Annotated in this window: 26 protein-coding genes; 18 read left to right on the top strand and 8 right to left on the bottom strand. The window is 37.5% G+C overall.

The window, feature by feature from the left end; translation table 11 throughout:
* Nucleotides 1-26: 26 nt before the first annotated feature.
* From KI375_RS20020 to KI375_RS20005, 4 genes are all read right to left on the bottom strand, one after another.
* Complete coding sequence (locus KI375_RS20020; protein ID WP_244852860.1) at nucleotides 27-662, bottom strand: 5' nucleotidase, NT5C type; 636 nt, start codon at nucleotides 660-662, stop codon at nucleotides 27-29.
* A complete protein-coding gene (ispG, locus tag KI375_RS20015; RefSeq protein WP_212975199.1) occupies nucleotides 662-1,798 on the bottom strand; it encodes a flavodoxin-dependent (E)-4-hydroxy-3-methylbut-2-enyl-diphosphate synthase in 1,137 nt (378 codons plus the stop codon). The genes KI375_RS20020 and ispG overlap by 1 nt, the downstream gene beginning before the upstream one ends.
* A gap of 131 nt (nucleotides 1,799-1,929) precedes the next feature.
* Entirely contained in the window at nucleotides 1,930-2,265 is a 336-nt protein-coding gene (locus KI375_RS20010) for a hypothetical protein (protein WP_212975198.1), read from the bottom strand.
* A gap of 59 nt (nucleotides 2,266-2,324) precedes the next feature.
* Nucleotides 2,325-2,858 (bottom strand): DUF1189 family protein, encoded by a 534-nt coding sequence (locus KI375_RS20005; RefSeq protein WP_212975197.1) that lies wholly within the window; start codon nucleotides 2,856-2,858, stop codon nucleotides 2,325-2,327.
* A 161-nt stretch (nucleotides 2,859-3,019) separates the two neighbouring features.
* On the opposite strand from KI375_RS20005, the gene sodA reads away from it, so the two are divergent.
* From sodA to KI375_RS19990, 3 genes are all read left to right on the top strand, one after another.
* The gene (gene sodA, locus KI375_RS20000) at nucleotides 3,020-3,628 is read left to right on the top strand and encodes a superoxide dismutase SodA (RefSeq protein ID WP_212975196.1); all 609 of its coding nucleotides are present in this window, start codon (nucleotides 3,020-3,022) and stop codon (nucleotides 3,626-3,628) included.
* A 134-nt stretch (nucleotides 3,629-3,762) separates the two neighbouring features.
* Nucleotides 3,763-4,974, top strand: coding sequence for an MFS transporter (locus tag KI375_RS19995; protein WP_212975195.1), 1,212 nt, complete (start codon nucleotides 3,763-3,765; stop codon nucleotides 4,972-4,974).
* An 86-nt stretch (nucleotides 4,975-5,060) separates the two neighbouring features.
* A complete protein-coding gene (locus KI375_RS19990; RefSeq protein ID WP_244852858.1) occupies nucleotides 5,061-7,124 on the top strand; it encodes a peptidoglycan D,D-transpeptidase FtsI family protein in 2,064 nt (687 codons plus the stop codon).
* 92 nt (nucleotides 7,125-7,216) lie between these two features.
* On the opposite strand, the gene KI375_RS19985 is transcribed toward KI375_RS19990, so the two are convergent.
* Nucleotides 7,217-7,684 carry an endolytic transglycosylase MltG gene (locus tag KI375_RS19985; RefSeq protein ID WP_212975194.1) on the bottom strand — a complete coding sequence of 156 codons (468 nt, stop codon included), beginning with the start codon at nucleotides 7,682-7,684 and terminating at the stop codon, nucleotides 7,217-7,219.
* Nucleotides 7,677-8,054 carry a hypothetical protein gene (locus tag KI375_RS19980; protein ID WP_212975193.1) on the bottom strand — a complete coding sequence of 126 codons (378 nt, stop codon included), beginning with the start codon at nucleotides 8,052-8,054 and terminating at the stop codon, nucleotides 7,677-7,679. The genes KI375_RS19985 and KI375_RS19980 overlap by 8 nt, the downstream gene beginning before the upstream one ends.
* A 503-nt stretch (nucleotides 8,055-8,557) precedes the next feature.
* On the opposite strand from KI375_RS19980, the gene rpmG reads away from it, so the two are divergent.
* From rpmG to KI375_RS19945, 7 genes are all read left to right on the top strand, one after another.
* A complete protein-coding gene (gene rpmG / locus KI375_RS19975) occupies nucleotides 8,558-8,707 on the top strand; it encodes a 50S ribosomal protein L33 (protein ID WP_207452736.1) in 150 nt (49 codons plus the stop codon).
* Nucleotides 8,708-9,086: 379 nt separating this feature from the next.
* The gene (locus KI375_RS19970; RefSeq protein ID WP_212975192.1) at nucleotides 9,087-9,665 is read left to right on the top strand and encodes a 5-formyltetrahydrofolate cyclo-ligase; all 579 of its coding nucleotides are present in this window, start codon (nucleotides 9,087-9,089) and stop codon (nucleotides 9,663-9,665) included.
* Nucleotides 9,666-9,984: 319 nt separating this feature from the next.
* The gene (locus KI375_RS19965; protein ID WP_212975191.1) at nucleotides 9,985-11,142 is read left to right on the top strand and encodes a rhomboid family intramembrane serine protease; all 1,158 of its coding nucleotides are present in this window, start codon (nucleotides 9,985-9,987) and stop codon (nucleotides 11,140-11,142) included.
* An 83-nt stretch (nucleotides 11,143-11,225) separates the two neighbouring features.
* A complete protein-coding gene (locus tag KI375_RS19960; RefSeq protein ID WP_212975190.1) occupies nucleotides 11,226-11,447 on the top strand; it encodes a YqgQ family protein in 222 nt (73 codons plus the stop codon).
* Nucleotides 11,444-12,409, top strand: coding sequence for an ROK family glucokinase (locus tag KI375_RS19955; RefSeq protein ID WP_212975189.1), 966 nt, complete (start codon nucleotides 11,444-11,446; stop codon nucleotides 12,407-12,409). The genes KI375_RS19960 and KI375_RS19955 overlap by 4 nt, the downstream gene beginning before the upstream one ends.
* Nucleotides 12,410-12,981: 572 nt before the next feature.
* Entirely contained in the window at nucleotides 12,982-14,847 is a 1,866-nt protein-coding gene (locus tag KI375_RS19950) for an LTA synthase family protein (protein ID WP_212975188.1), read from the top strand.
* 250 nt (nucleotides 14,848-15,097) lie between these two features.
* Nucleotides 15,098-16,270, top strand: a complete 1,173-nt coding sequence (locus KI375_RS19945) for a YqgU-like beta propeller domain-containing protein (RefSeq protein WP_212975187.1) — start codon at nucleotides 15,098-15,100, stop codon at nucleotides 16,268-16,270.
* A gap of 47 nt (nucleotides 16,271-16,317) precedes the next feature.
* Here the strand turns inward: KI375_RS19945 and KI375_RS19940 are convergent, their stop codons facing one another.
* Nucleotides 16,318-16,491 (bottom strand): DUF2759 domain-containing protein, encoded by a 174-nt coding sequence (locus KI375_RS19940; protein WP_212975186.1) that lies wholly within the window; start codon nucleotides 16,489-16,491, stop codon nucleotides 16,318-16,320.
* Nucleotides 16,492-16,690: 199 nt separating this feature from the next.
* On the opposite strand from KI375_RS19940, the gene KI375_RS19935 reads away from it, so the two are divergent.
* On the top strand, nucleotides 16,691-17,311 hold the full coding sequence (locus tag KI375_RS19935) for an MBL fold metallo-hydrolase (protein ID WP_212975185.1): 621 nt from the start codon (nucleotides 16,691-16,693) through the stop codon (nucleotides 17,309-17,311).
* Nucleotides 17,312-17,526: 215 nt separating this feature from the next.
* Here the strand turns inward: KI375_RS19935 and KI375_RS19930 are convergent, their stop codons facing one another.
* Nucleotides 17,527-17,772 (bottom strand): DUF2626 domain-containing protein, encoded by a 246-nt coding sequence (locus KI375_RS19930; RefSeq protein ID WP_057983290.1) that lies wholly within the window; start codon nucleotides 17,770-17,772, stop codon nucleotides 17,527-17,529.
* A 274-nt stretch (nucleotides 17,773-18,046) separates the two neighbouring features.
* Here KI375_RS19930 and comGA point away from each other — a divergent pair, with 274 nt between their 5' ends.
* From comGA to KI375_RS19895, 7 genes are all read left to right on the top strand, one after another.
* On the top strand, nucleotides 18,047-19,144 hold the full coding sequence (gene comGA, locus KI375_RS19925; RefSeq protein ID WP_212975184.1) for a competence type IV pilus ATPase ComGA: 1,098 nt from the start codon (nucleotides 18,047-18,049) through the stop codon (nucleotides 19,142-19,144).
* Nucleotides 19,101-20,123: a competence type IV pilus assembly protein ComGB gene (gene comGB, locus KI375_RS19920; RefSeq protein WP_212975183.1), complete on the top strand. Its 1,023-nt coding sequence runs from the start codon at nucleotides 19,101-19,103 to the stop codon at nucleotides 20,121-20,123. Before comGA ends, comGB begins: the two co-directional genes overlap by 44 nt.
* Before the next feature lie 19 nt (nucleotides 20,124-20,142).
* The gene (gene comGC, locus KI375_RS19915) at nucleotides 20,143-20,466 is read left to right on the top strand and encodes a competence type IV pilus major pilin ComGC (RefSeq protein WP_212975182.1); all 324 of its coding nucleotides are present in this window, start codon (nucleotides 20,143-20,145) and stop codon (nucleotides 20,464-20,466) included.
* Nucleotides 20,463-20,903, top strand: a complete 441-nt coding sequence (comGD, locus tag KI375_RS19910) for a competence type IV pilus minor pilin ComGD (RefSeq protein WP_374706879.1) — start codon at nucleotides 20,463-20,465, stop codon at nucleotides 20,901-20,903. The genes comGC and comGD overlap by 4 nt, the downstream gene beginning before the upstream one ends.
* Nucleotides 20,893-21,195, top strand: coding sequence for a hypothetical protein (locus KI375_RS19905; RefSeq protein ID WP_212975180.1), 303 nt, complete (start codon nucleotides 20,893-20,895; stop codon nucleotides 21,193-21,195). The genes comGD and KI375_RS19905 overlap by 11 nt, the downstream gene beginning before the upstream one ends.
* Complete coding sequence (gene comGF, locus KI375_RS19900; RefSeq protein WP_212975213.1) at nucleotides 21,167-21,628, top strand: competence type IV pilus minor pilin ComGF; 462 nt, start codon at nucleotides 21,167-21,169, stop codon at nucleotides 21,626-21,628. Before KI375_RS19905 ends, comGF begins: the two co-directional genes overlap by 29 nt.
* 228 nt (nucleotides 21,629-21,856) lie before the next feature.
* On the top strand, nucleotides 21,857-22,366 hold the full coding sequence (locus KI375_RS19895; protein WP_212975179.1) for a shikimate kinase: 510 nt from the start codon (nucleotides 21,857-21,859) through the stop codon (nucleotides 22,364-22,366).
* The last annotated feature ends 60 nt before the right edge of the window (nucleotides 22,367-22,426 follow it).

Below are 22,426 nucleotides of genomic sequence, written 5' to 3'. Positions count from 1 at the left end.
GGCCTGACCCCCATCACGTTAATGATTTAACGCGTTGGGGGACAGGCCCCAATCCATTGATCGACCCAATCTTTTGCTTCTTGCCAATTGTGCACTCGAATTACTTTTTTGGGGATCGGTTTGCGATTATATGGTGTATCAAATAGGATGACAGGGATGTCTAGTTCGTTTGAGATTGCGACGGCATTATCATGTTTGTCTTCGAAAAATAGATCAATGTCATATTTACGAGCTGTGCCTACTTTGTTATGTGAACCAATTAATTCAATATGGTGAAAATCAATTTCTTTGTCAAGAAACCATGTCTTCGTTATATCCATCACTCTATTACTCCGAGCACTTATAAAATATAATTCATACTCGAAAAACCAATCATTTAATATAGATTTTGCACCGTCTGCTAAGGGGGACTGTGCACAAATTTCTGATTCTGTGTTGATATACCAGTCAGAAACAGCCTCTTCCGGTAAATCCAAACAATCAGTTAGCTCATACTCTGTTAAATCATCCAATGTAATATTTATTTGAAACGCCTTGTTGATATGTGGAATAAGCGATGTTGGGCATGTAACTGTTCCATCAATATCGATACCAAATCTTTTCTTCATAAAATCTCCTTCCACTGATAATACTTCTTGTTGTGTTAAGAAAGAGGCTGTCATTAGACACCCTCTTTCACCTCTATATTAGCGGAGTTCTTTTGTTTTTCTTCTTCTTGTTTTTTATAGTAATCCTCAGCCATTTTATCGATTTCCTTTTTTAATTCATCGACCATTGTGGCTTCAGGGACCTTTCTTACGGTTTTTCCTTTTTTAAAGAGTAATCCCTCGCCACGTGCACCAGCGATGCCAATATCTGCTTCTCTTGCTTCACCAGGACCATTTACAGCACATCCTAATACAGAGACTTTAATAGGGGCCTTAATGGTTTGCAAATACTCCTCAACCTCATTTGCGATTTTGATAAGGTCGATTTCGATTCTTCCACAAGTTGGACAAGAAACTAATGTGGCTGCATTCGCAATCAGGCCAAAAGATTTTAATAATTCTCTCGCTACCTTAACTTCTTCAACAGGATCGGCACTTAGAGAAACTCTCAATGTGTTTCCGATTCCCTTGCTTAGAATCGCTCCGAGACCAGCGGCACTTTTGACTGTTCCAGCAAATAATGTTCCACTTTCTGTGATTCCCAGATGTAAGGGATAATCAAATGCTTTAGCGGCTTTTTCGTATGCCTCAATGGCTAAATTTACATCAGAAGCCTTCATAGAGACAATAATATCATGGAAATCTAGGTCTTCCAGAATTTTAATATGATGAAGGGCACTTTCAACCATTCCATCAGCAGTAGGGTATCCGTATTTCTTTAGAATATTTCTTTCAAGACTTCCGGCATTCACACCAATACGAATTGGAATCCCTTTTGCCTTGGCTGCTTTCACTACTGCTTCAACTCTTTCTCGTTTGCCAATATTCCCAGGGTTAATCCGAATCTTATCGGCACCACCCTCGATAGCAATCAAGGCAAGACGATAATCAAAATGAATATCCACAACAAGTGGAATATTAATTCTTTTTTTGATTTCAGAAATCGCGTTTGCTGCTCGCTCATCAGGACAAGCGACGCGCACAATTTGGCAGCCTGCTTCTTCTAAACGAGTAATTTCAGCTACAGTTGCCTCGACATCATGAGTTTTCGTTGTCGTCATACTTTGGATAATAACTTGGTCAGCGCCACCAATCGTTAAATTCCCCACTTTGATGGGACGTGTTTTTGTACGATGTATGATTTCACCCAAGGGTTCTTCTCTCCTTTTTACATCAGAAAAATGAAATAAACGTAATGTCTTTTTTAAAACATTCTTTTTAAAATCTCTTACTATTCTATTGTAGCAATCTTTTGGGCTATTTGACAACATTCTACCCAGATTTAATCCGTTACTTCTGAATAGATTGGAAATGTATACGTTTTCCCGATTTGAATTTGTTCAGGTTTGACACCATTATTTAATTGTTCAAAATCAGTCACAATTTGTTCGATGGCTACAGGTAAGGCTCCTTGTTGATGTGTTTCTAATATAGATAGCACAGTATCACCAGGCTGTATGGTTTCTGTAAACATCTCTTCTGCTTTTTCCTTAGGGATAGACGTATCTTCTTGTATAGTTGAGTTGGCTGAAATAGCAGGAAGTACCCCCACTGTTAAATCATGATAAACACTATATAAAATAATAAGGCTAGCGAATACAGCAATTATTTTTTTCATTGAACATAACCCTTTCTATCATCTTAATTCAGCTTATGATAGAAAGAGTAAAATTATGATTATTTTTTCGAACGAGGCGTTTTGATAATAGCAAATAGGATATAAATGATAGAGAGGGCGACATCATATATAATCCCAAGTGGAATGTCGATTCTTGCCAATGGTAAGAGGGCAAATAGGACGGTAGGGAGGGTGATACTAAATGCTGTCAATCGCCAAGCGTTTCGATAAGGCAATTTACGATGACTCACTTTTGCGAATAAAAGAGCAATCCCAGCTAGAATGGATATTTTTATAAAGAGCAATCCAGAGTAGAGCACATATGTAAAAATAAGGTAAATAGGAATAATAATCACTAAACTGTCTTTGTCGAAATTCGTTGCTAGATGAGAAAAGTCGCGATCGATCAGTAATAGGTTGATCATTGCGGGCAAAAAGTAGATAATGGCTAGTATAAAAACGTATTTGATTGTTTTTCCAATATCAAGGAAACGAAATTTTGCTAGATCCTTAAAGGAATAGATTGATTTATAGAATAAGGTATAAATGGATAGATTTCTCACTGTATTCACGTCGCTTTCTATTTCTTTCATTGCTAAAGATATTATCATTGGGATTGAAGAGATATTCAAGAGAAAAGATTATGAAATAATATGAGCAAATTATTTGAATACGGTTACCGGTTCTGATAACCTTAAATTGGAAACCTTGAATCACGTTTTGATTCAAAATATTACATAGGGAGGAATTATGAATGGCATACGAATTACCGCAATTACCTTATGGATATGATGCATTGGAGCCTCATATTGATAAGGAAACAATGAACATTCACCATACGAAGCACCATAACACATATGTGACGAAATTGAATGATGCTCTCGAGGGGCATGAGGACTTAGCAAGCAAATCTGTTGAAGATTTGATTTCTGATCTGGATTCGGTTCCTGAATCTATTCGTACAGCTGTACGAAATAATGGTGGTGGTCATGCAAACCATTCATTGTTCTGGACACTATTGTCTCCTGATGGTGGTGGGGAACCAACAGGTTCTTTGGCTGAAGCCATTACTAGCAAATTTGGCAGCTTTGATCAATTTAAAGAAGATTTCCAAGCAGCTGGTGCTGCCCGCTTTGGTTCTGGTTGGGCTTGGCTAGTAGTTAATAATGGAGGACTTGAGATCACAAGCACTCCTAACCAAGATAGTCCATTAATGGAAGGGCAAAAACCATTGTTGGGTCTTGATGTATGGGAGCATGCATACTATCTAAAATATCAAAATCGTCGCCCTGAGTATATGAGCGCGTTCTGGAATGTTGTTAACTGGGATGCTGTACAAAAGCAATACGATGCGGCAAAATAAATAATTTTCTTCGTAAAAGGCTGTCGAGTTCAACTTGACAGCCTTTTTGCATGCTCTTTTAGGAAAGGAAAAAATTTAAAGTATAAATCTCTTTTCTTCACCAAAGCTAAGGAGAAGAAAAGGGGAGTTCTTCTATGCTGAAACTCAAAAACCTTTATAGTGGGATGGATATAACAAAAGATTTAATTCTGTTATTAATTGTCGGAGGCTTATATTCACTTAGTATTGCCCTTTCCAATACTTTCGTGAATGTTTATTTGTGGAAACAATCAGGTAGCTATACGGACCTGGCGATATACAATCTTTCAGTTGTTGTAATGCAACCCATTACGTTTATTTTGGCAGGGAGATTAGCGAAGAAAATTGATCGAGTGATTGTGTTACGGATCGGCGTGATTTTCTTAGCCTTATTTTTTATCGCAGTATTATTAATTGGTGAAAAAACCGATGATTACTTAGTTGTTTTAGGTGGTCTGCTGGGGATTGGCTATGGTTTTTACTGGTTAGCGTTTAATGTATTAACATTTGAAATTACGGAACCGGAAACAAGAGATTTCTTTAATGGTTTTATGGGTGCTTTAACATCTTCAGGAGGAATCATTGGACCAATTACTGCTGGCTTTATTATCACTCGCTTCACTTCTAATGCTGGGTACACAATTATATTTGCAATATCTCTGGCCTTATTTTCTGCTGCGGTGGTCACTAGTTTTTTTCTCCAACGCCGTCCTTCTTCAGGTCGATATTTATTTGTGAAAGTGTTTCAGGAAAGAAAACGAAATAAAAATTGGAAGCTTGTGACCAATGCCCATTTATTACAAGGAATCCGTGAAGGGACCTTTGTATTTATCATATCGGTTTATCTCTTCATTGCAACGAATAATGAATTAGCACTAGGAACCTACGGGATGATTCACGCGGGGACCGCCTTTATTATGTATTCAGTAGCGACAAAGCTGATAAAAAAGGACAAAAGAAAGAAAGTAATGATCATTGGCGGGATGATCCTCTATGCCGCGATTTTTTTAATCTTTATAGATCCTACTTATGTTCGGTTACTTATGTATGGCGTAGTTATCGGCATTGCTTACCCACTAATGCTTGTTCCTTATTCCTCCATTACGTATGATGTGATTGGAAAAAGTCATGCTGCAGCAGAAATGCGGATTGAATATGTCGTTGTTAAAGAGCTATTTTTAAATGCAGGAAGAGTGATTTCCATTATTCTTTTTATTATCGCGATAAAGCTAATCATTCCTGAGACAGCTATTCCGGCTATGCTATTAATATTTGGACTTGGACATACGTTGGCAGCCTTAGTTTTACAGAAACTGGAATTAAACTAAAAGAGCTTATACGATTTAAAGCTAGCATCTTGCTCGTTTTTCTTTTACAATAAAGAGAGAAAACATAAGGGGAAGGGCTGGATCAGTTGGGAAAGAAGAATAAGAAGAAAAAGACGCATATTCCACTTCGGATTAATTTATTGTTTTTTGCTGTCTTTATTCTCTTTGCTGCATTAATTTTCCGTCTTGGGTATGTCCAAATCGTTCATGGAGAAGATGCAAAACGAGAGCTGGATCGAACAGAAGATGTAACAGTCTCAACGAGTGTACCAAGAGGTTTAATCTATGACCGAGATCATCAGTCAGTGGTTGGGAATCAAGCAGAACGAGCCATTACATATACAGCTCCGAAAAAATTCGACCAAGAAACAACACTGGAAACGGCAAAGAAATTAGCGACATTAATTGAACAAAAAACCGATAAAATTACAGAACGAGATCAGATTGATTTTTGGATCTTACTTCATCCTGACGAGGCAAAGGCGAAGTTGTCAAAAGAAGAATGGGATGAGTATAAAGACGAGAAAGCGGCCGAATTACAAAGAGAACGCGTGACCGACGAAGATTTAGAGATGCTTTCCGACGACGACTTAGAAGTGTTGGCTATCTATCGAGAATTCACAAAAGGCTACGCGCTTGATCCACAAATCGTCAAAAATAAAGATGTCTCCCTTGAGGAATTCGCAAGAGTAAGTGAAAATTTACATGATCTTCCTGGGGTAGATACAACGATGGACTGGCAAAGAACCTATCCATTTAAGGATACTTTGCGTACGATTCTAGGCAATGTCAATACCGGTCTTCCGGCTGAAAAATTAGCCTATTATGAAGCGCATGGCTATAGCCGTAGTGATCGGGTTGGAAAAAGCTATTTGGAATTACAATATGAGGATGTTTTACAAGGACAAAAAGAAAAAGTGAAAAATGTGACCAAATCAGGACAAATTTTAGAAACAGATATTGTATCAGAAGGAGCTCGTGGCAAAGACCTTGTCCTCACAACAGATATGGAACTGCAGCAAAAGGTTGACGAAATTGTTGAAGAAGAATTAAGGAAAACAAAAGCGAACTACGGCGGAACCCAATTATTAGATCGGGCGTTTGTCACATTAATGGATCCTAATACTGGTGAGATCCTTGCATTATCTGGGAAGCAATATGTGCATGATGAAGATGAAGAGAAATATGTGCTCCGAGATTTTGCTTCAGGAAATTTTACTACAGCTTATGCACCGGGATCTTCTGTAAAAGGGGCGACTGTGTTAACGGGGTTTATGACAGGAGTAAATCAACCTGGCGATTCAATTTTAGATCAGCCGCTTGAATTTCAAGGTTCTCCTAAAAAAAGCTCATGGTTTAATCGTTATAATCAAATTTATTTAAATGAAAGACAAGCTTTAACAAAATCCTCAAACGTCTATATGTTTAAAACTGCGATGAAAATTGGTGGGATGAACAGTTATTCAAAAGGCGATTATTTAAGTATTGATAAAGTAAAGACAGTTGAAAAGATGCGCTATTATTTTAATCAATTTGGCCTTGGGGCGATGACAGGGATTGATTTACCCGGGGAAATGCCTGGTTATAAAGGGGATATCGCAAAATCGGATGCAGGGAATGCACTTGACTTTGCGATTGGCCAGTACGATACGTTTACAAATTTACAGCTTGCGCAATATGTGTCAACGATTGCCAATGGCGGCTATCGAATGCAACCACATATTGTTAAAGAAATTCGTGAACCAGGGGATGGTGAAGGAACTCTTGGTCCAATTGCCCAAGAAGTGAAGCCAAAAGTATTAAATCGAATTGATGCAACAGATAATGAAATCAAAAGCGTCCAAGAAGGATTTTGGAGTGTGGTTCATTCAGGAGATTCACAGAGGACAGGAAAAATGTTAGGAGAAGGTGAGTATAAAAACCTTCGCATTGCTGCTAAAACTGGAACCGCGGAAACATATGACCAAGGACAAAGTGTGTGGAATTTATCTTTAGTTGCTTATGCCCCATATGAGAATCCGGAAATCGCAATTTCAATTATTGTTCCTTCCGCTTATTTGGACGGCGACACTGAGAATAAAATTAATTCAGATATCGGCAAACGCGTGATGAAAGCCTATTTCGATTTAATGAAGGAAAGAGAAGACTAAAACAATAGGGATCTTCTGGGCGGAAACACCCAGAAAAAAACAAGCCTGCCATCACTTTACTTGATGGCAGGCTTCTTCTATGTCAATATTTATTATTGTTTTGTCAGCATATCTGAAATTTCCTGATAAGACATGTTTTGTTCCATTGTATATGTACCAGTGCGAATCTTGGTTTGCAATCCTTTTGCTTCCAAATAATCATTAAAGTCTCCTGAATCGTTTATGATTTTCGCTGCTTCTAATTGATCACTGATTTCCTTAGAAGCCATACCCGCTTCAACGGTTAATTCAAAACTTGCTGGTTGCTCTCTGGATTTCTTCATTTTTTCTTGTTCGCTTTCACTTTTATGCTTTTTTTCAAGTTCCTCATACTTGCTTTGCCAATCATTCACCTCATTTTGTAGCTCTTCAAGCTCAGCCACTGTGATATTCGCGTCTTCAGACGTATTGCTAGTTTCAGATTCTTTGTTTTCGCTTGGATTAAGATATTGGAAAGCGAATAAACAGATCGCTGATAGGAGAAGGCCAATCGCTATCCCTCGTGTTCCTCTTTTATCCACGATGATCGCCTCCCAAGCTAGACTCGTGGGTTGCGATGATCTGTTGAACATGGTTGATTGGAAGGGAAGACTGCTTAGAAATTTGCCCAATGCTTAATCCTTGACGGTAGAGAGCAATCACTTGGTTTTTTAAAATCTCATTCGGTTTATTAATAGGTTCTTTCGTAGCAAAAGATTCTTGGAAATCAGATGCTAACAGTTCTTCTTCTAATACCTTCACTCTTTTTTTTAGTAAATAATTTTCTTGTAAAAGCTTCATGGATACTTGCTCTAACTCTTTTTCCAATGCCTTTGTTCGATCAGGCTGAAACAGGGAGATAAGAAATAGTAGAACAGCTAGAGAAAGTAAAATAATGACTAAAGTATGCATAGTTCACCTCAAATATGATTTGTTCAAAGAGAAGAAAATATAAAATATTCCTTAGGGATTTTGTGTTGGCAGCACCAATGTACGAGTCCATCGGCGTTGCGACGTACAGGAGTACTAGTGCAGACAAAGCGACAGGATGTCGCGCCTTGAGTCTGCCGCCAGGGATGGCACGTTTTTAGCCGTTCTTCCTTAATAAAAGTTTGTACGTCGCTAAACGGGTGCCTTGCGCTTTTGTTCTATTTATACCATATATCGACAAAATCCTCCATTTCTTAAAAGTTTTCTTCCTCATGCCTAGTGAATATTTCGTTTGAAAGTAGTGGGAGTCTATATACCTATATCGCTTAATTTTGAGCAGAATAAGGTCAGTACATTCACTTAGTAAGCTTCTTCTTGATAAAAATAAAAACTTTGCTAAAATGAAACTGGAATTTCTCTTGTTTTAATGCTATTATATAAAAGTCGTATGAACAGTGAGAATGTACTAGTTTGGAGGGAAAGACATGCGCGTTAATATTACATTAGCCTGCACAGAGTGCGGTGATCGTAACTATATTTCAACAAAAAACAAGCGTAATAACCCTGACCGTCTTGAGTTGAAGAAATATTGTCCCAGACTTAAACGTGTTACTTTGCACAGGGAAACAAAATAATTGTTGCTAAAAAACGTCAGAACCATTGGGCATCCAGTGATCCTGGCGTTTTTTTATCCCGCATTAACTGGCTGTAAGACCCCCACTTCAAGAATTCGCGGGAAAACCTAGAATTGTAAGTGGGGGATCAATAGCCAGCAAAAGCCCGATTTGTTCGGGTCGACAGGAAGTGGGTCACAAAGGCGTTGCGACGTACAGGACGTACTAGTGCAGGCGAAACGACAGGACGTCGCGTATTTAGGCCAACAGGACGTTGGTCCGAACAGCGTTGCGCCAGGACGGCGCGAATTTAGCTGTTCATCCACTTGACCCTTACTAATCAGTGGGGATGAAGGAAAATCCCACTGATTGAAGTTTCACTTTAGTAGGAGCCGAAAATATGGAGAAAAAAACTTTGAGAAGAAAAATGTTGCAAGCATTACGGGAATTAGATTCCTTGCAACATGCGCAATTGTCTTATCAAATAGGTGAAAGATTATATCGAACAAATGAATGGAAAAAAGCAAAAACGATTGGTATCACAGTATCGCGCTTTCCAGAAGTGGATACTTGGCCGATTATTCGTATGGCTTGGAGGCAAGGGAAAATTATCTCGATTCCTAAAAGTGACCCCATTCAAAAAGTAATGTCATTTTATCAGCTTGAAACATTTTTACAAATGGAAAAAGGATACTCTCATCTCTATGAACCAATTCCCGAAGAGACTAGACTTCAGCAAAAAAACGAAATCGATTTATTAATAGTGCCAGGGCTGACTTTTACAAAAGAGGGCTATCGCCTTGGATATGGTGGAGGCTTTTACGATCGTTTTCTAGGTGATTATCATCGTAATACGATGGCACTGGCCTTTATGAGGCAAATAAATGAAAGAATCCCGATTGAGCCATTTGATCTGCCCGTGCAAAAAATTGTAACTGAAAGCACGTTGATTGATTGTGTTAAAAAGAATAAAAAGTAGATTTCAACGCATGATAATCTCTGAGGAGGGATGATCATGATAAATTCGTTATTGCGCTTTTGTATTTTCTTTATACTTGCTATGCTGCTCATTCGTTTTCGGGAAAAAATCCTCGATTCAATCAAATATAACCGCTACTATAGAAATCTAGCCTCGAACCTTTGGATGAAATTGTCTAGTTAATTTAAAACACTTTCTTGCTGGCCCTGTACAGGCTGGCTTTATTTTTTTTGTAATATAGATTGTTCACCTCATTTTAATTCTGTTATAGTAAAGAGAAGAAAGAGTACCTAGGGTAGATGAAAGAAGGGAAAGCGGTTTGACTGGACGAGAGCATTTTTTGTTTTGGCGACTGGCCTATTTCTTTATGAACGAATGTAACTATCGCTTACTACGGATTAATAAGAACCATACAGAAATTTGGTTTGAAAATAGGCAAAATCATTCAGCTCGTATCATTAGAATCGTTCTTTCGAATATGGCTTGGGCCAACCGCTTCAATCGTGATCAACAGCAAACTGCGGAGCAAGGGGAAAGGCTTAGGAAACATTTATTTACTAGAAAACTAACGATTTTAAACCTCTATATAACGGAACATTTGCCGATTGGCGAGCCAACCCAGGATCAAGTAATAAACGGAAGAACGACCGTATCATCTCTATTTATGACAAGAGAGGATCTTGAGGATTCAACGAGCCAATTAGCAGGTTATATTGGAAAGAAGCCAGTCCTATCCTTAAAAGATGAATATCAAGAGGCTGATGTGCTTCTTCTGGCGCAAGCAGTTTTAAATAAAGCTTCGCAACAAGAAAAAGCAGATCAAAAGTTTTTTTCCGCATCAACACCTTTATTTACATATATATTTATTGCAATACAAGTGATCATGTTTATTTTGTTAGAACTATATGGAGGGAGTACTAATCCTGAGACTTTGATTTACTTTGGCGCTAAATTTCCTCCCCTCATTATTCAAGGAGAATGGTGGCGCTTAATCACACCGATCTTTCTTCATATTGGTATTCTGCATTTGATCATCAATACATTGGCACTATATTATTTAGGAACAGCCGTTGAGCGGATTTTCGGCAGAAGTCGATTTATCTGGATTTATTTATTTTCTGGCTTTATGGGAACGCTTTTTAGTTTTGTTATGAATCAAAATTTAGCGGCTGGAGCGAGTGGAGCCATTTTCGGTTGCTTTGGAGCTTTGCTTTATGTCGGTTTTGCTTTTCCACAACTATTCTTTCGTACGATTGGCCGAAATGTCTTGTTTTTCGTTGGTCTAAATTTAATATTTGGTTTGATTGTCCCGGGAATTGATTATCAAGGACATATTGGCGGCCTGGTTGGCGGATTTTTTGCATCAGGTATTGTTCACCTTCCGAACAATAAAAAAGTGAAAAACCAGATAACTTTCGTGATAATACTAGGGCTCTTGACAGCTTTCATGTTATACTACGGCTATCATGTTTATTAATCAGAAGATGTTCAAAAAGTTCCGATAAAAAACTCTATTCGAGCTTTTGTTTTGAACAAAGCACTATAATGATGGGATGAAGAATGAAAAATTTTTATGATGTTCAACAATTGTTAAAGAGATTTGGTCATTTTCTTTACATGGGTGACCGCATGCTTGATATGGAAATGATGGAAACAGAAATAAAGGAACTATACCTATCTGGTCTAATAACCAAGGAAGAGATGCATGAAGCTTTATTGGTTATACGGAACGAAATGGTTCAAGAAAAAAAGAAAAGAATGAAAAGTAGGGGATTAAAATGAAAGAGATGTTAGCAGGGATTGATATCGGAGGCACGACAATTAAATTGGCGTTGATTTCAAAAGCAGGTGAAATCCTTACCAAATGGGAAATTCCAACTGATAAAACAGATGGTGGAAAAGGGATCTTTAATGACATAAAAAATGCAATCACAGAAAAATTAGCTGAACTGCAAATTCCTTATGAAGCATTGAAGGCGGCTGGTGTTGGGGCTCCTGGACCTGTTGATACTGAAAAGGGAATTTTGGATGGGGCAGTCAATATTGGTTGGAAAGACAATTTTCCGCTGCGTGATCTTATGCAAGCAGCCTTACATATTCCTGTTGTAATTGAAAATGATGCGAATGTAGCTGCTCTCGGTGAAATGTGGAGAGGAGCAGGGTCAGGTGCAAAAGATTTAATTTGTATTACACTCGGCACTGGTGTTGGTGGCGGTGTGATTGTCAAAGGTGACATTATTCATGGTGCAAATGGTGCAGCTGGAGAAATTGGCCACATCACATCTGTACCGAGGAATGGTTATATGTGTAATTGTGGGAAAACAGGGTGCCTAGAAACAGTTGCATCCGCCACAGGAATCGTCCGAACGGCGAAGGATCATTTAGCAATCTATGAAGGTGATTCTATTTTAAAAGAGAAGTTACAAGCAAGTGGCGATCTTTCTGCAAAAGACATATTTGATGCCGCTAAAGCAGGGGATGCTTTAGCCAAAGAAACGGTTGGAGAATTAGCTGATCATTTAGGGCTCGCACTTGCCAATATCGGCAGTACCCTTAATCCAGAAAAAATTGTCGTTGGCGGAGGTGTCTCAAAAGCAGGAGAGTTTCTCATTAATGAAATCAAACAGGCATTTGTTCGCTATGCCTTTAAACCGGTTGCTCAGTCAACGGAAATTGTTTTAGCACAACTAGACAATGATGCTGGTATTGTTGGGGCGGGTTGGTTAGCCGCAAATAAGGGGTAATGAAGCTGCATTAATAGGATAGAAACGAGTATTTTACAAGTAAGTCTCTATTGTGACAGAAAAATTAAGTAAATGAAGATTATATAAAGGGCGGGAAGAATACATTCTCGCCCTTTCTTTCTGTTTAGACCATGTGTATATATATAGTGAACTTCTAAGAATCAAAGGCCCAATTTGTAACGTCCTGCTAGGCTTAAATATGTCTAAAATATGAATAATCAAGAAAATGCGTCATTAGCTGAAACTTTTTACCGTATAAAACGTCTATATAAGAGTAGTAGATTTATCCCGCTTTAATTTGTAGTAATACTCCCATCTCAAGACCTTAAAGAATACGCTGAAACTGTAGGTGGAGAATGAGGGAACAGCCTAAGTTTGCGCCAACAATTGCCATCTCTGCACTAGCACAAGACCCTTTGCGTCGAAAAACCCCCACTGATTGAAGTTTCACTTTATTTGTGTGTTCTTCAATTTCTGGTTATTCATAGTAAAAACATTTTGATCAGAGATAATGAGAGGTTCCAATATTTGAAAAGAAGTTGGGATTGAAATAGTTTAGGAGGTTAGCAAAATTGAGTAAGTTGAAAAAGGCCACTATATTGCTTCCAGTAATTGCAGCCTTTTTGCTCTGGATTAAAACATATATTGTGTATAAAACAAGTTTTTCTATTACTATTGAGAACTTGATGCAAGAGATTATCTTATTTATGAATCCGATTAGTTTTTTGTTATTCGCTTTCGGTCTCTCGCTATTTTTTAAAACGGAAAAGGGGAAATCACGCTATATCCTCTTAACTAGTTTGATTTTAAGTTTTATTTTATATGCGAATGTTGCTTTTTATCGATTTTTCACAGATTTTCTAACTTTACCAGTATTATTTCAAACCAATAATTTTGCCGACTTGGGTGATAGCGCAGCAACCGAAATTCATTGGTACGACTTCCTTTATTTTATAGATGTCGTAATTGTTTATTATTTGACTCGCTATTACCGTAAAAATACAGAGTTTACTCCTGTGAAAAAATCAAGTCGTCGTGCTTATTTTCTTATATCGGCAGCGATCTTATTCCTTAATATTGGCCTTGCAGAAGCAGAACGTCCACAGCTTCTTACAAGGACTTTTGATAGAGAAATGTTAGTGAAAAATTTAGGAACATACAACTATCATTTATATGACATCTTTTTACAATCCAAATCATCTGCACAAAGAGCAATGGCAGATGGAAGTCAATTGGTGGATATCGAAAATCATGTGAATGCAAAATATGTGAAACCAGACCCTGAGATGTTTGGGATCGCTGAGGACCGTAATTTAATTGTGGTCACATTGGAGTCTTTGCAAAGTTTTGTAATTGATCATGATATGAACGGTGAAACAGTTACACCATTTTTAAATGAATTGATTGACGATAGTTATTACTTTGATCAGTTTTATCACCAAACAGGGCAAGGAAAAACATCTGATTCTGAATTTTTGTTAGAAAATTCTTTGTATCCGTTAGGACGGGGAGCCGTGTTTTTCACCCATTCAGGTAATAAGCTTAATTCACTGGCAAGTAAGCTCGGTGACAACGGATATTTCACATCAACGATGCATGCCAATAATAAAAGTTTCTGGAATCGCGATATTATGTATGAGTCGATTGGATATGACCACTTCTATTCAGCAGATGATTATGAGATTACTCCAGATATTTCAGTTGGTTGGGGAATGAAAGATATACCATTTTTCGAGCAATCGGTTGATCTGATGAATTCGATGGAACAACCATTTTATACGAAAATGATTACTTTGACGAACCACCATCCATTTAAATTGGATGAGGAAGATAAATTTATCGATGAGTATGACTCGAAAAGTGGCACGTTAAATCGTTATTTCCAAACGGTTCGTTATATGGATGAAGGGTTGCGTTACTTTTTTCAAGAACTCAAGGATCAAGGAATATATGAAAATTCTATTATTGTGATGTATGGAGATCACTATGGCATTTCAGAAAATCATAATGAAGCGATGGAGCAATATTTGGGCAAAGAAGTAACCCCATATGTAAGCGCCCAGTTGCAACGCGTTCCATTGTATGTTCATATTCCAGGGGTTACAGATCAAGGAAAAGGCAAAACGATCTCAAAAGTAAGTGGTCAGATTGACTTAAAACCTACATTACTTCACTTAGTAGGAGTCGATTCGAAAAATGATATAGCCTTTGGAGAAGATCTGTTTTCACCTGACCATCAAGATTTTATTGTATTTAGAGATGGCAGCTTTATTACAAGTGAATATGTATATACGAGAAATACTTGTTATTCCAAAGAAACAGAAGAACCTGTAGAAGAGGCCTTCTGTGAACCATATAAAGAGAAGGCAAGCAAAGATTTGGGTTACTCCGATAGCATTATTAATGGTGACTTATTACGTTTTTATGAAGATGACTAGTAATAAAATTGAATATAAAGCGGGAGTGCCATCAGGGGGACTTAGGACCAGCTGCATCGGGATAATTTTCAACTCCGCAACTGCAGGTTGCGTGAGTTGTTTTGAAAATCGATTAGTGTAAAATGTTGTAAATGCATAATCTAAGTCTCCCAAGATCACGAGTGAAGTTAAAAGGCAGCTTCTTGAAGAGAAGCATTGGCTTGACTGAGGTCAGCAGAATGTTGGCTTTAAAAGAAAGAGGGGAGTGGAAGTGCAGAAAAAGTTTTTTTTGATATTCTTGATCCTACTTGTACTGATCGTTTTACCTGGTTGTACTTTGTCACAAAATAAATTTGTTTCACCAGAAATTGAGAAAAAAGACCCTCCTCCTACAGCGAAAGAAGATGAAGATGAACAATCAACTCCCGCTCCACTTCAATTAGAGGCTGGTGACGAGTTTGAACAAATATATGGTTGGGTTGATGACGAAACGATCCTATATGCATTTATACATAAAGGGAACTACCAATTAGCGACTTATCAGCTTTATGAGGGGAAAACAAGTGTTATTTTTACTTCTCAATCCCCTTTTAATGATGTTGTGATTCATCCTGATAAAGAGAGACTTCTTGTACATACCTCAGAAAATGCACACTCTGCAAAGCTTGATTTTATCGATTTAGCAGGTGATGTGAAATTTTCCACATCTGTTGATTCACATGAAATTGCTGCAGAATGGAATCCAGAAAATCCCAATTTGATGATGATCACAGCTTTTTTTGAAGATTGGTCTTATGAAAGTTTACAGCTTGATATTGGTGATCGTTCCATTCAGAAAAAGGAAGGAATAGAGCCATTTATAAAGTGGTTTGGAGAGGAAGCTATTCTTATACAGGAATGGGCACCAGATGAGCCGAGTGTGTTTTCTCCTCTCGTTCAACAATTACTCTCCAATTCTCAGGAAAAAGAAACGCTTATAGATCATCTGTACCGTTTTGATGTTTTTTCAAATGTCCTGATGACGATCGATGTGGCTGATATGGATGCAGAACAACTGGAGTACAAGTTTTTTGACTCTTCGTTACAGGAGATGATGTCTTCCATACAGGTACCGAACTTAACGCAATATACAGATTGGTTAATCCCTTATTATGAGTATATCGAATCGGAGCAGGTGTTTCTCACGTTCGTACCAAAACAGCATGGAAGTGCCGATATGTATACGGAAGGCTTTCAGCTTATCGCCTACGATCTCTCAGAGCAAAATGAAGAAGTAATGTTCGATCATATGGAAAATAAGCCGATTTCCTGTTCGCCTAATTGGAAATTGTGTTTATATGGTTACCAATTAGAAGAATTAATCAACTTAGAAACGAAAGATCGACTCGTATTACCTCCCTTAGAAAAAGAGGAAGAGAATGATGAATTGATTACAGCAACATAAAACGGTGCAGGAAAAAATCCTGCACCGTTTTATTAATGATCTTCATATTACTTAGGTAATGAATCAGGAAGATGGATAAGTGTTGCAATCGCGAAAAATCCAAAAACAGCTAAAGTTCCGAATCCGAATAAAAATCCAAGGATATTCTTGTTTTTTAAGGCACTAATGACTGCGAAAACGGCTAATAATGCAACTAACAAAAAGATAATACCTGTACCCATGTATAAGAAACTCCTTTCTGTAGGACCATTCCATTTTTTTATGTAATGAATACTCATACTCACATCTATTTTATAGCTTTTTCTCAGATTTGTCGAGCGGTAAAAGTGACACTTCTTTGAAAGCTATGTTATGAATAGTATATACGTGAATGAACAAACTCATTCAATGTTTACTTTTGAGATAAAGGGGCGAAGAATAGTGAAATGGATGCAAATCCCACTAGGGCCGTTACAAACCAATTGTTACCTTCTTGTAAATGAGCGTAAAGAATGTATTATATTTGATCCTGGCAGTCAAGGAGAGGAGTTCAATCAATATGTAGCAGATCAACAGCTTCAACCATTAGTGATTCTGTTAACACATGCACATTTCGATCACATTGGCGCAGTTGATCAAGTTAAAAAGCAGTGGAAAATTCCAGTTTATCTTCATGAATTAGAGGGAGAGTGGTTGACTAATCCATCTTTAAACGGTTCCGGTCGTTTCGGAGATGATATTACGGCACAACCAGCCGAATACCTTATTACTGGGGAAGGAGAATTGAAAATTGGGCCGTTTTCGTTTGAAATGTTCCATACACCTGGTCATTCGCCAGGAAGTCTTTCATATTATATAAAAGAGGTCCAAGCTGTTGTAGCAGGAGATACTTTATTTGCTGGAAGTATAGGGAGAACAGATTTACCAGGAGGAAGCCATAGTCAATTGTTATTAAGTATTCAAACTAAATTATTAACAATGCCAGGGGAAACGGAAGTACTGCCTGGTCATGGACCAACCACCACCATTCTGGATGAGAAAAGGGGAAATCCTTTCCTTTAAGAGATTGTTCAAAAAGCACTTTGAGAAAAAGTAGCTTCGACCAAATACTGACACGCCCTGTGTCGAACCTCGAAGTGATCACACACGTTCAAGTTCGTTGGCTTGCTTTTCCGGTATTCAAGGAGAAGGAATTTCTACTACAACTGTAAAGTCAGGACATCTGTTTAAGAAAAAAAGACTGCATCTCTTATATAGATAAGCAGTCTTTTTTCATGTTACCCTAATCCGCCGCCAGGAGGCATTAGGAACAAGGTGTAGTATGTAAATCCGCACATAAATACGGTTAAATATGCGGCGAATACATACATATACATACGTTCAGATAATTTTAAATAACTAAGAAGAACAAAAAATCCAGTTTGGCCCAAGAATAGTAATGCAGTTTTCTCCATATCTCCAAGATACAGCATAATAGCAAATATACCGGTCCAAAAGCCTAATACTCTATACATGCGGTCCATATGTATTCCCTCCTTTTTAGCGTTCATCCATCAATACCTTATTATATAGGAAAGTCGATTGAAATGTAAATATATGAGCTAGCAACTTTGTGTCAAATAGGTGGATTCTTTATGATCTGACTTAGATATAGTATACCTTAGAAAGAGCAAGATCATCCTTTATGGCTTGGATTTTATTTTTTTAAAAAATATTTTTTAAATTCATGCAGGAAAAACAGGAAACATGTCGAAAATGTTATTTGAGAAAGGTATGAAAGGTGGTGTTTTATGAAAAATGAGCATTGAGAAAATCGCAGAATCCATATTGTCCCAGGCTTTGTATTATCAGGCTACAGATATTCACGCTATGCCCCGTTCAACGGATTATCTGATACAATTTCGGATCCATGGTATTTTGACCTCGCATAAAAAGATCCCGATTCAAATGGGGGAGAGAGTTATTTCTCACCTAAAATTTCTAGCCTCCATGGATATTGGTGAAAGAAGAAAACCGCAAAGTGGTTCCCTACAAACTTACATCTCCGGAAATTTGACTTCATTGAGAATCTCCACTTTACCTACCGCAAAGGCAAAAGAAAGTATTGTGATCCGCGTCCTTCATCATAAAAAAATCCTTTCTCAGCAAAAATTATCCCTATTTCCAAAGAGTATGCATGTCCTGCAAAATTTTATGACACAAGCACATGGGTTGCTTCTCCTCACAGGTCCGACCGGGAGTGGAAAATCCACAACCATGTTTACGTTAGCTGATTATTGTTCTAAGCAACTGAATCGACGGGTTATTTCACTAGAAGATCCTGTTGAGCAACAAAATGATCATTTTGTACAAGTCCAAGTGAATGAAAAAGCAGGGGTGAGTTTTCATAAGGGCTTAAAGGCTATTTTACGACATGATCCTGATGTAATTTTAATAGGGGAGATTCGTGATGCGGAAACAGCGTTTATTGCTATAAGAGCCGCCTTGACGGGTCATTTAGTTCTTTCAACTTTGCATACGAGAGATGCAAAGGGGGCTTTGTATCGCTTAAGTGAATTCGGTGTCAAACATCATGATTTAGAGCAGACTTTGCTCGCTATTACTTCGCAAAGATTAGTAACGTTAAGATGTCCATTCTGTGGATTTGCGTGTTCTAAATATTGTATTCGATCGCAAATATCGAAGAGAACAGGAGTGTATGAACTTTTACACAGTCAAACCTTACAAATGGCTATGAAAGAATTAAAGGGAGGAGAGCATTTTTCTCCATCATTGTCCTTACCAAAACTGATTGCAAAGGGGGCTGCGCTTGGCTATATTTCAGAGGAAGAATATGAAAAATGGATTGTTGATGAAAAAAATATCGATAAAAGACCAAGGGCAATTTTTTATTAGAGCAAGTGATATGCTGGAAAATGGTTACACCTTTGTAGAAGTCTTTCAATTTTTTATGAATATTCAAGAGAAACAACGTTCCCTTTATGCATCCATGATGAAAGATTTACAAGAAGGCAATGCCATCCATGAGGTTTTCCTCCAGCATGGTTTTGATAATCGAGCATGTGCAACAATTTATTTTGCGGAAAAACATGGGTTTCTGGCAAAATCATTTCAGGAAATTGGCAATTACTTACTAAAAAAAATAGAACAACAGAAAAAATTACTAAAGTTAATTCAATACCCATGCCTATTATTTGTAGCTTTATTGATTGTGATTTTTATTTTAAAGACCGTACTATTACCACAGTTTCAGCTTCTCTATCGTACCATTGGCTTTCAACCAAATGGGATGACCCAAACCCTCCTTCATCTGGTTGATCATCTCCCCATATATTCCGCTATTTCTCTCAGTGTTTGTTTTCTACTCACTTTATGTATAAAAAGATACTTTCGCAAGAAATCAGCCTTTGAAATCGCTGCGTACCAATCTTCCATTCCTTTTTACCAATCCTTCTATAAATTATATCAAACTATTTTCCTTGCTAGAGAATGGAGCTTATTGTTCCAAAGTGGGCATTCCTTAAATGAAATTATCAAGATGATGGAAACGCAAAACTTTCGCCCACTTATGCAAGAAGTTGGAGAATTTTTGAAAAAGGAACTGATTTTGGGAAGCACCTTTCCTAATGCGCTTTCTAAGCTTCATTTTTTGGCAGACGAAATGGTTATCATTGTTGCCCATGGGGAGAAAAATGATCGACTAGGCAGTGAATTGTTGTATTATAGTCAAATTTGTACAGAAAGATTAGAGGAGAAAATCTTGCGCTTTATGTCAATCATTCAACCATTGATTTTTATTTTGGTCGGATTAATGGTGACTGTAATGTATATGTCGATCTTTTTTCCAATGTTTCAAATGATGGATTCTATTTAATATAAAAGGAGGGCGTAAAGTGAAATATCTACGGAATCAGCATGCTTTCACTTTGATCGAGATGCTAATTGTTCTGCTTGTTATTTCTGTGATTTTGCTTATTACGTTACCGAATGTAACGAAGCATAATAAAAATATTAATAGTAAAGGCTGTGAAGCATTTGTATCTATGCTTCAAGGACAGGTACAAGCTTATCATATAGAGAAAAACCAATATCCAAAGGATTTTCAAGAGCTTGGTGACGAGGGGTATCTTGAGTCGGAACAAGTCACATGTCCAGATGGTAGTGCACTGGAAATTGTAAACGGGAAAGTTCAGCCCATCAATAAGCCAGGATCGTGAAGCATATACAGTCAAGCAGAGGCTTTACCTTGTTAGAGATGCTTATTGTCTTATCCGTTGTATCGATCATTTTGTTATTTAGTATTTTCACGTATCGATCCTTTTCTGACATGCTAGAGAAAAAAACATTTATTACCCAACTGGAAGCGGATTTATATTATGCCCATGCTTATGCTCTCAGTAGAAGGGATAAAGTGCAAATTCAGTTTTCGTCGATCAAGAAAGAATACAAGGTTACAGATGTTCAGTCTGGTGAAATAGTATTGGAGAGAAGGATTCCATCAACGATTTATATTCAAAAGAGTAATTTGAATAGCTTTGTCATTAACTCGGACGGAAATGTTTCTAATTTTGGTACCATTATTTTTCAACAACATCAGCGTACAATCAAATTGACATTTTATATTGGAAAGGGGCGCTTTAGGATTGAAGAATGAGAGAGGTTTTAGTTTTTTAGAAGGGCTTCTCTCCCTTTCCTTTCTTCTTATACTGTGTATAACTTTATTTCCTATCTCCTTTTCGATGATGAACAAATTATCTGACGGGAAAAAAGAAATGATTGGATACCGACTCTTATATGAATATGTCGAGCGAAGTCCGATTTCTAAGTATCCACTGAGAGAAACAAGACTGAGCCAAGGTATTCAGTATGAATTATTTTATGAAGAAAAAACAGGGAATAGGAGAGCTTGCTTTCGTTATGAAAATCGTCAAAAATGTGTTGAATAAGTCATCAGGCTTTACCTTATTAGAAACCCTATTTTCAATAATGCTTATCACTTTAATGATGTCAATACTGCCACTTATCTTTCAATCGATCCATACGTTGGATGGGCTCATGAAGACAGATCAAGATTATGAATGGAACTTATTTATAATCGGCTTACGGAAGGAGTTGGAGAAATCGCACCAGGTCAATGTTGTGAGAGTAAATACGAATACTAGTCTCATTATAGAAAAAGGGGAACAAGTCATTACTTATGAGCGCTATGGTCGATCATTGCGTAGGCAAGTGAATAAACTAGGACATGAAGTTGTATTACAAGAAATTCAACATTTTGAATTTATATTGAATGGAGATGAGCTAGTACTTCAAGTTGAATTTATAGACGGACTAAAAGATGGAGCAAGTTTTGCTATTAAGGAGGCAGAGTCATTTTAAAGCAAGAGAAGGGGGCCATTTATCCACTTGTTATGCTCATTTCTGTGCTTGTTTTAATTTTTATAGGTGAAATGGTCCATATTTATGTAGCAGAGTGGGGCTATATCCAAGAAATTCAATCCTTTTATCAAAGCGAAATCAAGGAAATAATTCAACTAAATGCAAAGGAGAGAAATTTAATGATAAAATAATCATAAATGAAAGTGTGAAACAAGGGGGAGCATCACTTTGAATATAAAAGGACCATTATTTTTAATTGGATTTATGGGAGCTGGAAAAACCTCTGTTGGTGAAAAACTAGCTGAAATTTGCGAGACTTCCGTAGTGGATTCCGATCAGGAAATTGAGCGTAAGATGAAAATGACCATCCCGGAAATTTTTGCTGAATACGGGGAGGTATATTTCCGGAGAGTGGAATCTGACGTGTTAAGCGAGTTATCACAAGAGCCGGCTATCATTACAACAGGCGGAGGGGTGATCTTAAAAGAAGATAATCGAGAGGTATTAAAAAAATGTAAGACGATTTTTCTACAAGCTCATCCCCGTTCCATTCTGGAGCGTGTTGGGCTAGATAGCGGAAGGCCGCTTCTGCAAAATAAGAGCTTGGAAGAAGTGACGGATATGTATCAAACGAGGCTGCCTTATTATTTGGAATGTGCGTCATCTGTGGTGGATACAAGCGAATTATCGATTGAAGAGGTTGCCCAAATGATTATGCAAGAGATGAATGATTTCTAATTCACTTGGTTATACTTTACAAAGGAAGTAGTTTTTCCAACCATTCCCTTAATGTAGAGA

Origin of the sequence: Bacillus sp. J14TS2 (assembly GCF_018333015.1) — a bacterium.
In the GTDB taxonomy this organism is placed as follows: Bacteria; Bacillota; Bacilli; order Bacillales; family Bacillaceae_C; genus Lederbergia.
This window is presented reverse-complemented; position numbering and strand designations above follow the sequence as displayed.

Coding starts and splice junctions, on each gene's coding strand:
- sodA (WP_212975196.1), top strand. CDS start 3,020: ATGGCATACGAATTACCGCAATTACCTTATGGATATGATGCATTGGAG.
- comGA (WP_212975184.1), top strand. CDS start 18,047: ATGAGCATTGAGAAAATCGCAGAATCCATATTGTCCCAGGCTTTGTAT.
- KI375_RS19930 (WP_057983290.1), bottom strand. CDS start 17,772: ATGGACCGCATGTATAGAGTATTAGGCTTTTGGACCGGTATATTTGCT.
- KI375_RS20020 (WP_244852860.1), bottom strand. CDS start 662: ATGACAGCCTCTTTCTTAACACAACAAGAAGTATTATCAGTGGAAGGA.
- KI375_RS19970 (WP_212975192.1), top strand. CDS start 9,087: ATGGAGAAAAAAACTTTGAGAAGAAAAATGTTGCAAGCATTACGGGAA.
- KI375_RS19980 (WP_212975193.1), bottom strand. CDS start 8,054: ATGCATACTTTAGTCATTATTTTACTTTCTCTAGCTGTTCTACTATTT.
- KI375_RS20005 (WP_212975197.1), bottom strand. CDS start 2,858: ATGAAAGAAATAGAAAGCGACGTGAATACAGTGAGAAATCTATCCATT.
- KI375_RS19955 (WP_212975189.1), top strand. CDS start 11,444: ATGAAAGAGATGTTAGCAGGGATTGATATCGGAGGCACGACAATTAAA.
- KI375_RS20010 (WP_212975198.1), bottom strand. CDS start 2,265: ATGAAAAAAATAATTGCTGTATTCGCTAGCCTTATTATTTTATATAGT.
- KI375_RS19940 (WP_212975186.1), bottom strand. CDS start 16,491: ATGGGTACAGGTATTATCTTTTTGTTAGTTGCATTATTAGCCGTTTTC.
- comGB (WP_212975183.1), top strand. CDS start 19,101: ATGAAAAAAATATCGATAAAAGACCAAGGGCAATTTTTTATTAGAGCA.
- KI375_RS19995 (WP_212975195.1), top strand. CDS start 3,763: ATGCTGAAACTCAAAAACCTTTATAGTGGGATGGATATAACAAAAGAT.
- KI375_RS19960 (WP_212975190.1), top strand. CDS start 11,226: ATGAAAAATTTTTATGATGTTCAACAATTGTTAAAGAGATTTGGTCAT.
- comGF (WP_212975213.1), top strand. CDS start 21,167: ATGAAAATCGTCAAAAATGTGTTGAATAAGTCATCAGGCTTTACCTTA.
- rpmG (WP_207452736.1), top strand. CDS start 8,558: ATGCGCGTTAATATTACATTAGCCTGCACAGAGTGCGGTGATCGTAAC.